Genomic DNA, 13075 nt, shown 5'->3' with positions numbered 1-13075 from the left:
TTTCTCAAAAGAAAAGACACCTTTACATGTGTATGAGGTGTCCCAGCCATAAAAAATAAAAAATGCCACATCCAAGGATACGGCAAGTCCTTAGTTTTTTATAGAGGGTTTTGCTAAAACCTCTCCCGTTTCCACGGATTTTTGTTCAATTTTCACAGTGGATAGTGTACCACATATTTTTCATACAGGCTATCCTTTCTTTACTTATCAAGCGACGCAGGCACTTTTTTCAGACAAAGAAAGAGGATAAAAAAGATGCTCACATAGCCAAAAATCGGGTAAACCGTTGATATCAATGTGCCGTAGCCAATTTTACTAATCAAATAGCAGCATAAAAGAATAAGGGAAATTGTCAAGACACTGTTCATTCGAATATACGCCCTCACTTGTCTTTCCAATCCAAATAAATTGCCTATGACAGATGTAAAGACTTCGCCGAAGATCACAAATAAATAAATGAGGTGAATGGAATTTGCTACTTGATACACGACTTGAGCCATTGGAATATCAAACGCCTCGAGCATATTTAATGAAGAAAGAGATAAAAAGCATGCTAGTAAAATAAGGGTCAGCATCACACCCCCAAGCAATGCTCCCTTTTTAATCACCGCTTCAGACGTCATTTCATTTGCGACGGGCACTAACACTGCTTGCGAAAGTGCTAAATTAAAGGCACCATATGAGATAGCTGATAAAATCCACTCGCCCTCACCCATTTGGAGCGCAAGAACATCACTTTCGCTACTGCTAAAAACGAATGAATCAAGAAACACGATCAATGAAAAGAAAATGAGCATTGGGACGACGAGGACGTTGACACCAAATAGCCCTTTTGACCCTTTAAACAGTACAATGACACTTAGAATGATCGTCAAAAAGATTCCATATTCCTTTGATATGCCAAGCTGCTCTTCAAAAATAGCCCCTGCACCAGAAATCATCACTGAGGTAACACCTAATAAAATAAAAAACATGACAATATTAATATATCGGCTTGCAGCTGCGCCAAATAAAAACCGATTCATATCTTGATAAGACTCTGCTTCAATCCGTTTAGAAATAAGCATCATTTTTGCCCCAAGTCCAGTAAAAATAGCGCCGCTTATGAGAATTCCGAATAGTCCAATCCAGCCAAAACGAACAAAAAATTCTACGATTTCTTTTCCTGTCGCAAACCCAGCTCCAACCACTGTTCCTACATATACAAAGGCAAGCTGAAAAGCGGATTCATTTGAACGTTTCATGTGACCCCTCCGCATCCATCACTGTCGATTGTTTCTTTTTTATCCTATGAGACAAGTTCCTTGAAAAGAAGGACAAACCATGATTAAATGCAAAAAAGGATTTTTATCCACCTTTGAGCAAAACAGTTGAAAGTCAAAATAGGTCAGAGTATACTATAGTCAAAGATGGTCAAACAACAGACCATTTTCTTTAACATTCATTGGTCAAATAAAGTCAAACTTTACAATAAGGAGGTCATGGCAAATGCGTTGTCAACATTGTCAAGAAAATGAAGCAACTATTCGCCTGAATATGCAAGTGAATTCATCCCGGAGCCAAATGGTTTTATGTGAAGACTGCTACACCTCTTTGATGGAGCAATCAAAAATGAAAATGGGACCTCAATTGTTCGGAGGAAGTTCATTCTTCTCTGAACCAACAGGACCTGCACAAAGCGGAAAGCAGCCAACACAAAAAGGCTTACTCGATGAACTTGGCCGAAATTTAACAGATGGCGCTAATGCTGGTCTCATTGATCCAGTCATCGGCCGTGATGAAGAAGTCACAAGAGTCATTGAGATTTTAAATAGAAGAAATAAAAATAACCCAGTCCTCATTGGTGAACCAGGCGTTGGGAAAACAGCAATTGCTGAAGGACTCGCACTGAAAATTGCAAGCGGCGATGTACCAAATAAATTAAAGAACAAACAGATTTATTTATTAGATGTCTCTTCACTTGTAGCGAATACAGGCGTACGTGGTCAATTCGAGGAAAGAATGAAACAGTTAATCAAAGAACTGCAAAGCCGTAAAAATATTATTTTATTTGTAGATGAAATCCACCTGCTTGTAGGCGCAGGATCTGCCGAAGGGTCAATGGATGCTGGAAACATCTTAAAACCAGCCCTTGCACGAGGCGAGCTGCAGCTAGTAGGTGCGACGACATTAAAAGAATATCGTCAAATTGAAAAAGATGCCGCTCTTGAACGACGCTTTCAGCCCGTTATTGTAGATGAACCAACACAAGCTGAAGCGATCGAGATTTTAAAAGGCATTCAAGATAAGTACGAAAGCTATCATGGCGTCACCTACTCTCATGAAGCCATTCAAGCGTGTGTTCAATTATCTTCGCGGTATATTCAAGACCGTCATCTACCGGATAAAGCCATTGATTTAATGGATGAAGCAGGTTCAAAAGCGAACCTTTCCATTGATGCAGCAAGTGAAGATGAACTAACGAACCGCCTTACACAAATCGCTGCTGAAAAACAAGCTGCTTTAAAAGAAGAACAATACGAAAAAGCAGCAAAGCTTCGAGATGAAGAAGAAGCCATTGAAGCAAGACTTCAAAGCAAAGCAAATGACAAAGAACATGTCGTCACAGCAGAGGACATTCAAGCCATTGTGGAACAAAAAACAGGTATCCCTGTTAGCAAACTGCAAGCAGACGAACAAACCAAAATGAAAGAAATTGACGTCCGCTTAAAAGCACGTGTGATCGGTCAGGAACATGCGGTTGAAAAAGTGGCGAAAGCTGTGAAAAGAAGCAGAGCCGGCTTAAAATCAAAGCATAGACCGACAGGCTCCTTTCTTTTCGTTGGACCAACAGGAGTCGGAAAAACCGAATTGTCAAAAACATTAGCTGAAGAATTATTCGGCTCAAGAGATGCGATTATCCGTTTAGATATGAGTGAGTACATGGAGAAACACTCAGTATCCAAACTGATCGGTTCTCCTCCTGGTTACGTTGGACATGATGAAGCGGGTCAGCTGACAGAAAAAGTGCGGAGAAAGCCGTATAGCATCATCTTGCTGGATGAAATTGAAAAAGCACATCCTGATGTGCAGCACATATTCCTTCAAATCATGGAAGATGGTCGGTTAACAGACAGCCAAGGCAGAACCGTCAGCTTTAAAGATACTGTCATCATCATGACAAGTAACGCAGGCAGCTCAGATAAAAAAGCAGTCAAAGTCGGCTTCCAGTCTGATCAAGAAGAAGCGATTGAAGAACAATCACTCATTGATTCACTCAGCGCCTATTTCAAACCCGAATTCTTGAACCGTTTTGACAGCATCATTCAGTTTGACTCATTAAATAGAGATGATTTAGTGAAGATTGTGGATCTTCTGCTTAATGAGCTGTCAGAGCAATTAAAAGAACAACATTTAACAGTCCAAGTAACAAATGAAGCGAAAGAAAAAATCGCAGAACTTGGATATCACCCTGCATTTGGTGCTCGTCCACTGCGAAGAACCATTCAAGAGCACGTTGAAGATCAAATGACGGAAATATTGCTTGAAGAAGAAAAACTTTCAGGATTCACTGTAGATGTAGTAGATAATGAAATCGTGGTGAAAAAAGGATAAGTACATCCTAAGAAGGATTTACAGTTCCATCATGTTACGGTGTCTAAGTTCCATCTGAGCGCCGACGCTTCCCCGCCTCTTTTCCTTTACGATAAAAGAAAAAGAGGTGGATCACATGATGAATTGGAGCTATGATCTTGTCAAAATCATACACGAAGAAAAGATAAAGGAGCTGCTTAAAGATGAAGCTGCTCAAAGAAATAAAAAAAGAAACTCCCTTTGACCTATCAGAGGGAGTTTCTTTTTGGTGCACTAGAAAGCGCTTTCGTCAAAAATTCTTCACAGAAACTGCCTTAATTTTATATTCTGACTAAAACCCTTCCAGAAGACACCGATATTAACTATAGAAAAAGATAGTTAAAGGATTTGGTGAGATAATGGACAAAACATCGTTAATTGGTATTATTTTAGCATTTATTGCACTGAGTGTCGGTATGGTTTTGAAAGGTGTGAGTCTAACCGCTCTTATCAACCCGGCGGCTATATTGATTATTGTTGTTGGGACGATTGCAGCTGTTGTCATCGCATTCCCATCTAGTGAAATTAAGAAAACACCAAAATTGTTCGGCAAAATTTTCAAAGACAACAAGCTTCCAACGATTCAAGAAATGATCCCTCTTTTTTCAAACTGGGCTCAAATTGCTCGTCGTGAAGGTCTTTTGGCATTAGAAGCTAGCCTTGAGGAAGTCGATGATGATTTTCTAAAGAACGGCCTTAGCATGGCGGTTGACGGTCAAAGTGCTGAATTTATTCGCGACGTCTTAACAGAAGAAGTGGACGCTATGGCTGAAAGACATCAGTCAGGCGCATTAATCTTTACACAAGCAGGTACATACGCTCCGACGCTTGGTGTACTTGGCGCCGTTGTCGGACTCATTGCCGCACTTGCGAACATGGGAGATATTGAAGCACTTGGACATGCAATCAGTGCGGCCTTCGTTGCCACGCTGCTTGGGATTTTTACCGGGTATGTGTTATGGCATCCATTTGCGAACAAGTTGAAGCGCAAATCAAAGGAAGAAGTAAAGCTTCGTCTCATTATGATCGAAGGTATTCTTTCTGTTCTTGAAGGTCAGTCTCCAAAAGTGATTGAACAAAAACTACTCATGTACTTACCAGCAAAAGAACGTGCAAATCTTGTCATTGAAGAAGGAGAAAAACAAAATGGCTAGGAAACGGAAAAAACATGATCATGATGACCATGTAGATGAATCTTGGCTAATCCCTTATGCCGATCTTCTGACGCTTCTACTCGCTCTCTTCATTGTGCTTTTTGCCTCTAGTTCGATTGATGCGGCAAAATATGAACAGATGGCCAAGTCGTTTAATGTCGTCTTTACGGGCGGTACTGGTGTTATGGATCAATCCAGCATGCAAAGCACCGAAGAAACGGAAAATAGCGATCAGATCAAAAAAGCAGCCGAAGAAGATGAAGAAGCCAAAGCAAAAGCTCGGGACCAAGCCGTTCTTACAAAGGTCAAAAAGCAAGTGGATTCATTCATTACCGATAAGAAACTTGGATCAAAACTCGAAACAAAGCTCACAGAGGAAGGTCTTCTCATTACGATTGAAGACAGTATCTTCTTTGATTCTGGCCGGGCAGTTATTCGCCCTCAAGATGTTCCGTTAGCAAAGGAAATCTCCAAACTACTCGTCATTAACCCCGCTCGTGACATTGTCATTAGCGGACATACAGATAATGTACCAATCAGAAATTCTGAATTTGAATCCAACTGGTATTTAAGTGCCATTCGAGCTGTCAACTTCTTAAGTATTCTACTTGAGAACAGCAACCTAGACCAAGAAAACTTTAGTACAAAAGGTTTCGGTGAATTCAAGCCGATTGCGACAAACGATACTGCAGAAGGCAGAAGTAAAAACCGGCGAGTTGAAGTACTCATTTTACCGATTGAGAAAAAAGAAAAATAAAAAAAGGAAGCCCTCGGCTTCCTTTCAGATTGTTGACAAAGGGCTAAAATGATGTTTATTTTAGCCCTTTGTCTTCTTTTCAGCGTGATAGAAAACCTTTGAAGTCTAGAAAGGCCGAGCACTGGCGCGGAGCGAATTGAACATTCGTGAGCACCAGCGCGCAGACCTGACAACGAATGCGAGGGTTTGTCTACACGCTGATTGGAAGCCCTCGGCTTCCTTTTTTATTTATTCTTTATGATCATATAAATGCTTTGCACGCAGACCCACATGTTTGAGCATATCAATGCAGGCATCCTTCTCTTCTTCGCTCAGGACACTAATCATTTCATGAATTTCCTTCGCATGATCGGGGAAGATGTCATCAAGCAAAGCTCGTCCCTGCTCGGTAATATGTGCAAATGTCACCCTGCGGTCTTCTGCACATGCCTTACGACTGAGGAGTTCTTTTTTCTCCAATTTATCGACCACATACGTAATGCTACCGCTTGCAAGTAAAATCTTATCACCGATTTGCTGAAGCGGCTGATCACCTTTATGATACAGCAATTCTAATACAGCAAATTCAGTCGGATTCAGCCCGTGCTTCACAATATGTTTGTTCATGTGATGATTAATCGAACGATAGGCACGTGATAATACAATAAATAATTTCAAAGATTTTTCAACATTATAATTTTCCATTTTTTATCATCCTTTATGAAATGCAACCCACTAATGTGACATTAATAAACAATAAGTAAAATGTCAACATCTTGATCCATCTTTAGCATGAAAATGAGACCAGAACGAATCACCTAATTTTTTAAAAATCACACAAGGCATCGTAATAAAGATAGGTTCAATGCTATAATAAGTCTATTAGGTAATACGTTGGAGCGATGAATGATGAGTATACTGAAAGGGTTCTGGAAGAAGATCAGGCTGTACCTTATTTTGGTCATGATTCCAACCCTAATCATTAGTTATTTTATCTACGAAAAAGAAACGGAAAAAATCGACTTAAAAAACAAACAAACCGCTACACTTATGTTAAATATTCACAAAAACCAAATGAATTATTTAATTAGTGAAACAGAAGCGAGATTAACTTCCCTTGCTATGGGATTTGACCAGCCGCTTGAGACGAAAAAAGTACAACACATCCTAGAGAAAATTTATAAACAAGAACCTCGTTTTTCAGGCCTGTATCTCCTAGACGAAAAAGGAAATGTAACTGCAAGCACCACACCGTTAAAGGAAAAAATCAACCTATCCTTCAGAGATTATTTCAAGCGCATTCAAGTGACCAAGCAAACGGTGATCACAGACAACTATGTAAGCCGAATTACAAAACAGCGGATTCTCTCCATTTGTGTACCTGTTCTGGATGAAAATGAAGAAGTCACCAATGTACTAGTCGCTGCCATTCAAATTGATTATTTAAGAAATATTATGAATGTATTGAATCCTGACCTTCATTTTAAAATGCTGAATCAAAATGGACATGTCGTGTTTACAAGCGGTCCGCATCCAGCATCAGAAAAAGGCAGCACCGTGTCTACATATTTAGATGAAAACAGCTGGAAACTGGAGGTCTTTCCTCAGCGTGCGACTACAAGTGAAGTGCTGTCTGTTATGCTGATCCCTTTATCCAGTGCTTTTATTTTATTAAATATTTTATTCACACTTGTTCAATATATCATTTTAAGACGGCAAACCCAGCAGGAGCGCCACCAAAATGAAGCGCAAAAGCTTGAATTGATCGGAACACTCGCAGCAAGTACGGCACACGAAATTCGCAACCCTTTAACAGGCATCAGTGGATTTATCCAGCTTTTGCAAAAGAAGTATCATTCAGAAGAAGATCAGCTCTATTTTTCTGTCATTGAAGAAGAAATTAAACGGATCAACCAAATCGTCAGCGAATTTCTTGTACTAGGAAAACCAACAGCAGAAAAATGGCAGAATAACTCTGTCAAAGAAATTGTCAGTGAGATCATGCCGATCGTTTTCTCTGAGGCGAACCTTTATAACGTTGAGGTTGATTTGCAAATCAATACAATTCAAGATGTTGGAGTGTATTGCACGAAGGATCACATTAAACAAGTCGTATTAAATGTGGCGAAGAACTCGTTAGAAGCGATGCCAAATGGCGGTCATTTGAAGATTGTCATTGAGGCTGAAAAAGAACATGTCATCATTAAAGTGAAAGATACGGGTGAAGGCATACCAGAAGAAATGTTAAAGCATATCTTCCTCCCTTTTATTACATCGAAGGAAAAAGGCACAGGCCTTGGGCTTGTCGTGTGTAAGCGAATCATTTCAATGTATGGCGGGACAATTGATATCGAGAGCGAAGTGAATAAAGGAACAACTGTCTTGATCACGCTTCCTTCTGCTCACTCAGTATAGCTGCAAATCTCAGCCGGTTTTGCTTATGCAAGACCGGTTTTTCATATTAATAAGAGGGACGGTTCACGGATAGAAGACTCATTTGAGATACAAGATCATGAAAGGAGGGGGCAGCTTGTTTCTCATGAAAAAGAAGATGCTGATACTCATTCATCAGGTTGTCCAGTTCTTGACTATATTTAATTGTCGTCTCACCAGTGTAGCCCTCCGCTTGAGCAGCCTCTACCATCTGTTTTCTCTTCTCATCAATGGACATCAGCAATTGTTCTTTCCTGACATAAATATTCATGATCTCAGCTCCCGCAATGATTTCGACTGTCTATGCTCAAAATGATTCGACACCAAAATTATACTTTATTTGTAAATTAAATGAAATATGCTTATTTTATTTAATTTTTCACGGCCTAAAGACCTTTTACCCAATCATTTTTGGGGGTAAACTTCAAAATTGGACAGGACTGGCACATTGATTAAACAGAATTTTATCCTATGCAGAAGACCAAAATCAACTACTTTCTTTCTCATTTTATGCCTATTTTCCTAAAAAAAAGCTGATCACCCGCCTCATGCGGAATGATCAGCTCCTGTCATTAAACCGTTTCTTCCTCGTAAATTGGCACCCAGCCCTCAGTTGTGACAAATATGCGAACTGCGACTACTTTTCGATCCTCTTGTAGTGTAAAATAGTGACGAATATGTGGCGGTACAGAAATTAAATCACCTGGATTCAGCCTCACATCAAAAAAGACGCCATCCTTGCCTTGAATAGCAAAGATTCCGTGGCCGCTTACAATAAACCTTACTTCGTCGTCTGTATGATGATGCTCACGCTTAAAGTTTTGGAGCAGTTCATCAAGATTAGGTGTAGCATCAGATAATGAAATGACATCCTGCGCTTTGTACCCTCTTCTTTCAGAAATACTCTGAATTTCCTTTTGGAAGACAGTCAAAATCTCTTCCTTTTCTTCATCTGTTAAATCATACTTTTCTGATAATCGGTCTGGCAGCTTTTCAATATCCCAATGTTCATAAATGACCCCCTGGTTTTCTAAATAGGCTGCCACCTCTTGCTCGCTTTCAAGTAATGTGTTCTCTTCATTATGAATTAAAATCGTCGCCATGTGCTATTTCCTCCTTTTTATGTGACAAGCTGTTTTTGATAAAGCGTTAATTTTAAATGATAGCTAAATAGAAATTCATACGCCTCTAGTGCTCGTTTTGCTTCAAAGGCTGTTTTACCCCAGATAGTGATGCCATGATTGCGAATGAGCACAGCACCTGATTCCGACTCTTCAGTCAAATGCTTTGCAAATTGTTCTGCAAGATGCGGAATATAGGCTGGGTTTTCAATAATCGGAATTGTCACTTCTGCCTCCTCTTCCCAATAACCAAGCGCTTTGATGATTTCGTTTCCTTTCAAACGAATTTCGCCCTTATCCCCATATAGCTCAGAGATCACATTATTATCAATTGTATGGACATGGAGGCAGCATCCCGCTTTCGTTCGCTCATACACGTATGTGTGAAGCAGTGTTTCAGCTGATGGTCTAAGCGATTCGTTTGGATCATGAGGCTGGCCTGCTGCATTCACTAAAACAAAATCTTCATCCGTTTCTTTTCGTTTATCTTTGCCGCTTGCCGTCACCAAAAAAGTGATTGGATCATCCGACACCTTGATTGATAAATTGCCGCTTGTTCCGTAAAACCAATCTCTTTGTGCCAGTTCACGTTTGACGTCAGCTAGCTCCTGCCAGCGCTCGCTCTTTGCGTCTGCCATTTCTTCACTTCCTTTATTTGATCAAATTGTGCTTTAAGATCAATAAATGTTTCAAACTCTTCATGAATAAGCCCGAGCTCTTTACATTCATTCAGCAAGTAGTCGCGCGCAAATGTAAGGTCCGCATGCTTTGCCGCCTCCACATCGGTCACAGAATCTCCGATCATGATAATAAAGTCATTCTCATCAGTCAGCTCGCGAATGATTGACGGCTTGCAGCATCCGCAGCCATTTTGACATTGCGAATCGCAAGCATGCGGCCATTCAATCTGAATATGCTCTTCCCCAAATGACGCATGATTGCAATAAATATCGTCTCTATCCACAATGCCCTCGAGTATGGGATAAACAAAAAAATCCATCCCGCCGCTTAGCACATAAAAGGGAATATCAGCAGTTTTCACATGATCAACAAATTGCTTGAATCCGTCTCGAATCTCTGTATCTTTTAAAATAAACGATTGAATGGCTTCTTTTTGATCACTCGTCAGTAATTGAAACATCTGCCCGACGCCTTCCTGAATGGTGATCTCCTTTGTGAGAACATCGTCCTTCAGCTTCGTCCATTCACTTGGTGCAAACTGTTTCATGATGCGAATGATATTATCATTTTTCGTAATGGTTCCATCAAAATCACAACATACAATTGGTTTTTTCATTTATTCTGATACCCTTCCCCATAGTTCAAGTGCTGCTTTTAAGTCTTGGCAAGAAGATGCCTTCTCTTGGATGGACTCTTCATTTATCACTGCATCGATCATCGAACGAAATGCTTTCCCTCCGCCGATGGCTCCACGTGGATGTCCGTGAATTCCTCCACCAGCATTTATCACATGGTCGAGTCCAAAATCTTTCATCAAAATTGGAACCATTCCAGGATGAATACCTGCTGACGGAACAGGGAACGTTTTTCGAAACGAATCCTCTTTTACACAAGCTTCGTAGATTCCTAAGGCGTCTTTTTTTGGAAGTGCGACCGACCCATACGGTGAGGGAAAAAGACTTAAATCAGCGCCAGCATATCGATTTAATGTCCCTAAAAGAAGAGAATGGGCGAATCCATATTCAGGCGATGATGTCAATGCACCGCTCACAGCTGGATGCGCCATAATAGGCAATGGAATATCTGGGTCCTCAGCTAAGCTTTGCATCACATCTAGCCCGTAGGCAAAGACATTGAATAAGAGGGCATCCGCTCCAAGCTCAGCTGCTTTTCTTGCTCGATCCTTCAAATCGAAGGTTCTGCCTGTTAAATTAACGGCATACAGCGTTCGGTGCCCTGTCTCTTCATATGTTTCTTTTAATATCTTTTTTCCCTCTTTGATTCGTTCTTCAAAAGGGGCTAGCGGGCTCTCAAATAAAATTTCATCATCTTTGATAAAGTCAACGCCACCTAATGCTTGTAAACGGAGCTGCTCCTTTAAATCCTCCATATCACGGCCAATGACACCTTTAAAAATGCTCATCAATAGCGGACGATCAAACACGCCTGTTTTTTTTCGTATGCCATCAATTCCAAATGCTGGTCCTGGCAGGCTTCTTTTAAATCTATCCGAGAATTGTATGTCAACTAGCTTCACTTTTCCATCTAGTGAAAGCTTTCCAAAAATCGTTGTCAAAACGGCTGGTATGTCAGCTGAAAAATTAGCTTCAGGATAAGCAATCATCACCTCAGATTGATATAGACCATTTTCGGCTGAAGCAAATGTTTCTGATACTTTTACTACACGGCCTTTATGCTTTTGAAGCTGCTCCTTTTTGAGCTGCGGCAAATCTGTCCATGATCCAACTGTTAAACCAAGCGCGATCTGCTCCGCTTTTCGGTTCACTTGTTCATCCTCTCGGTGTGTTAATACGTATGTTGCCAGTAATTCACTCACTAGGAATCTCCTTTCGATTGAGTCATCCATATGTGTTCAATAAAAAAACCTCTTCAAGTGCTTTGTCAGCGCCTTAAAGAGGTTTTTTCGTGTCGTGTTCATCCGAATCTTATCTCTCAGCGCTTGCTGCAAGAATTAGCACCGTGCTTCATGGAAGTCGGTTGCCGGGCTTCATTGGGCTAGTCCCTCTGCCTACTCTTGATAAGAATATTCAATTTTCTTAAATATTGCCTGAATTATCGCACCATTTTTTTATGTTGTCAATGGCTTTTTTTAAAACAGATTCAATGCCGCAATGCGCCGAGCGGCTTCTTTTAACCGTTCCTCACTTGTTAAAAGTCCTACTCGCACGTATCCTTCACCGTGAGCACCAAATCCATTCCCCGGTGCCAGAGCCACATGTGCTTTCTCTAATAATAAGTCAGAAAACGATTCAGATGTATACCCTTCTGGCACCTTTAGCCAAGCAAAGAATGACCCCTTTGGCGCACTGACCTCCCAGCCAATCTCCTTGCAAGCAGCAATCCACACATTTCGCCTGTTCTCATATCGTTCATTTTGCATCTGTACGCATGTTTGATCGCTTAGCAGTGCTACCGCTGCTGCATCTTGGGTGGCTTTAAACAGGGAGACAAACAGGTGATCCTGATACAGCTCAATCGCTTCAATAACAGACGGATTACCTGCTGCAAAACCCACTCTCCAGCCGGCCATATTATACGTTTTAGACAATGTGTAAATTTCAATCCCCGTCTCTTTCGCTCCATCTGTTTGCAAAAAGCTGATCGGCTTCTTTCCATCAAATCCAATGCCGCCATAGGCAAAATCATGCACAACACAGAGCTTGTGGTCTTTCGCAAACGTAACGGTTTCTTCAAAAAATGAACGGCTTGCTGTGGCACCCGTCGGATTGTTGGGATAATTTAAGTACATCAATTTTGCTTTTTTCTTATCATCCTCAGACAATCGATCATAGTCAGGTAAAAAATCATTTTCTTCAAGAAGCGGCATGGTCACCATCTGAGCTCCAGCAAGCACAGCACCTGACCAATAATCAGGATAACCAGGGTCTGGGACAAGAAGAGTATCACCCGGATTCAGCAGGCATTGCGGCAGTTCAACAAGCCCTGCTTTCCCGCCAAATAAAATCGCAATCTCCGTTTTTGGATCAAGCGTAACACCATATTCTCTTTCATAAAAGGCGGCTGCGGCCTCTTTTAATTTCGCTGTTCCGCGGAATGAAGAGTATTGATGGTTTTCAGGCTTTGCGACTGCTTCCTGCATCGCTTTTACAATGTGCGAGGGGGTTGGCTGGTCAGGATTTCCCTGCCCTAAGTTAATGATATCTGCCCCTTCCTGCACTTTTTTCTGCACCTTTTGGACAAGGGACGCAAAAAATTGCTTCGGTAATTCTTTCAACACATCTGATTGCTGAAATTCCATTTTTTCACCTTCTATTCAAGTTACGTCACAATACAAACACTGTAATGGATTGTTTTAT

Annotated in this window: 12 protein-coding genes and 2 riboswitches; of the genes, 4 read left to right on the top strand and 8 right to left on the bottom strand. The window is 40.9% G+C overall.

Going from position 1 to position 13075, the window contains the following annotated elements; all coding sequences use genetic code 11:
• Positions 1–84: 84 nt before the first annotated feature.
• Positions 85–129: riboswitch (PreQ1 riboswitch) on the bottom strand.
• 71 nt (positions 130–200) lie between these two features.
• The gene (locus tag C5695_RS06885; RefSeq protein WP_117730094.1) at positions 201–1244 is read right to left on the bottom strand and encodes a YkvI family membrane protein; all 1044 of its coding nucleotides are present in this window, start codon (positions 1242–1244) and stop codon (positions 201–203) included.
• A gap of 244 nt (positions 1245–1488) precedes the next feature.
• On the opposite strand from C5695_RS06885, the gene C5695_RS06880 reads away from it, so the two are divergent.
• From C5695_RS06880 to motB, 3 genes are all read left to right on the top strand, one after another.
• Positions 1489–3594 carry an ATP-dependent Clp protease ATP-binding subunit gene (locus C5695_RS06880; protein WP_117730093.1) on the top strand — a complete coding sequence of 702 codons (2106 nt, stop codon included), beginning with the start codon at positions 1489–1491 and terminating at the stop codon, positions 3592–3594.
• 377 nt (positions 3595–3971) lie between these two features.
• Positions 3972–4766, top strand: a complete 795-nt coding sequence (motA, locus tag C5695_RS06875) for a flagellar motor stator protein MotA (protein WP_117730092.1) — start codon at positions 3972–3974, stop codon at positions 4764–4766.
• On the top strand, positions 4759–5523 hold the full coding sequence (motB, locus tag C5695_RS06870) for a flagellar motor protein MotB (RefSeq protein WP_117730091.1): 765 nt from the start codon (positions 4759–4761) through the stop codon (positions 5521–5523). Before motA ends, motB begins: the two co-directional genes overlap by 8 nt.
• A 228-nt stretch (positions 5524–5751) precedes the next feature.
• Here the strand turns inward: motB and C5695_RS06865 are convergent, their stop codons facing one another.
• A complete protein-coding gene (locus tag C5695_RS06865) occupies positions 5752–6207 on the bottom strand; it encodes a MarR family transcriptional regulator MhqR (RefSeq protein WP_058337420.1) in 456 nt (151 codons plus the stop codon).
• Positions 6208–6411: 204 nt separating this feature from the next.
• Here C5695_RS06865 and C5695_RS06860 point away from each other — a divergent pair, with 204 nt between their 5' ends.
• Complete coding sequence (locus C5695_RS06860; protein WP_117730090.1) at positions 6412–7917, top strand: sporulation kinase KinD; 1506 nt, start codon at positions 6412–6414, stop codon at positions 7915–7917.
• A 46-nt stretch (positions 7918–7963) separates the two neighbouring features.
• Here C5695_RS06860 and C5695_RS06855 read toward each other — a convergent pair whose 3' ends face one another.
• The 6 genes from C5695_RS06855 to C5695_RS06830 form a co-directional block, all read right to left on the bottom strand.
• Complete coding sequence (locus tag C5695_RS06855; protein ID WP_117730089.1) at positions 7964–8206, bottom strand: aspartyl-phosphate phosphatase Spo0E family protein; 243 nt, start codon at positions 8204–8206, stop codon at positions 7964–7966.
• Between the two features lie 301 nt (positions 8207–8507).
• Entirely contained in the window at positions 8508–9038 is a 531-nt protein-coding gene (locus tag C5695_RS06850; RefSeq protein WP_117730088.1) for a 1,2-dihydroxy-3-keto-5-methylthiopentene dioxygenase, read from the bottom strand.
• Between the two features lie 17 nt (positions 9039–9055).
• Positions 9056–9694: a methylthioribulose 1-phosphate dehydratase gene (locus tag C5695_RS06845; RefSeq protein ID WP_117730087.1), complete on the bottom strand. Its 639-nt coding sequence runs from the start codon at positions 9692–9694 to the stop codon at positions 9056–9058.
• Positions 9658–10353, bottom strand: coding sequence for a 2-hydroxy-3-keto-5-methylthiopentenyl-1-phosphate phosphatase (locus C5695_RS06840; RefSeq protein ID WP_117730086.1), 696 nt, complete (start codon positions 10351–10353; stop codon positions 9658–9660). Before C5695_RS06840 ends, C5695_RS06845 begins: the two co-directional genes overlap by 37 nt.
• Entirely contained in the window at positions 10354–11574 is a 1221-nt protein-coding gene (mtnW, locus tag C5695_RS06835) for a 2,3-diketo-5-methylthiopentyl-1-phosphate enolase (protein WP_117730085.1), read from the bottom strand.
• A 106-nt stretch (positions 11575–11680) separates the two neighbouring features.
• A riboswitch (SAM riboswitch) is annotated at positions 11681–11782 on the bottom strand.
• Positions 11783–11847: 65 nt separating this feature from the next.
• Positions 11848–13017: a pyridoxal phosphate-dependent aminotransferase gene (locus tag C5695_RS06830; RefSeq protein ID WP_117730084.1), complete on the bottom strand. Its 1170-nt coding sequence runs from the start codon at positions 13015–13017 to the stop codon at positions 11848–11850.
• Positions 13018–13075: the final 58 nt, after the last annotated feature.

It is taken from the genome of Bacillus pumilus (assembly GCF_003431975.1).
GTDB classification, from domain to species: domain Bacteria; phylum Bacillota; class Bacilli; order Bacillales; family Bacillaceae; genus Bacillus; species Bacillus pumilus_N.
The sequence above is the reverse complement of the archived record's forward strand: the minus strand, read 5'-3'. Positions and strand labels throughout refer to the sequence as shown.

What these genes read in the sequence shown, in the direction of transcription:
- C5695_RS06865 (WP_058337420.1), bottom strand. Translation starts at nt 6,207, where the DNA reads ATGGAAAATTATAATGTTGAAAAATCTTTGAAATTATTTATTGTATTA.
- C5695_RS06840 (WP_117730086.1), bottom strand. Translation starts at nt 10,353, where the DNA reads ATGAAAAAACCAATTGTATGTTGTGATTTTGATGGAACCATTACGAAA.
- C5695_RS06860 (WP_117730090.1), top strand. Translation starts at nt 6,412, where the DNA reads ATGAGTATACTGAAAGGGTTCTGGAAGAAGATCAGGCTGTACCTTATT.
- motB (WP_117730091.1), top strand. Translation starts at nt 4,759, where the DNA reads ATGGCTAGGAAACGGAAAAAACATGATCATGATGACCATGTAGATGAA.
- C5695_RS06850 (WP_117730088.1), bottom strand. Translation starts at nt 9,038, where the DNA reads ATGGCGACGATTTTAATTCATAATGAAGAGAACACATTACTTGAAAGC.
- C5695_RS06830 (WP_117730084.1), bottom strand. Translation starts at nt 13,017, where the DNA reads ATGGAATTTCAGCAATCAGATGTGTTGAAAGAATTACCGAAGCAATTT.
- C5695_RS06885 (WP_117730094.1), bottom strand. Translation starts at nt 1,244, where the DNA reads ATGAAACGTTCAAATGAATCCGCTTTTCAGCTTGCCTTTGTATATGTA.
- C5695_RS06880 (WP_117730093.1), top strand. Translation starts at nt 1,489, where the DNA reads ATGCGTTGTCAACATTGTCAAGAAAATGAAGCAACTATTCGCCTGAAT.
- motA (WP_117730092.1), top strand. Translation starts at nt 3,972, where the DNA reads ATGGACAAAACATCGTTAATTGGTATTATTTTAGCATTTATTGCACTG.
- C5695_RS06845 (WP_117730087.1), bottom strand. Translation starts at nt 9,694, where the DNA reads ATGGCAGACGCAAAGAGCGAGCGCTGGCAGGAGCTAGCTGACGTCAAA.
- C5695_RS06855 (WP_117730089.1), bottom strand. Translation starts at nt 8,206, where the DNA reads ATGAATATTTATGTCAGGAAAGAACAATTGCTGATGTCCATTGATGAG.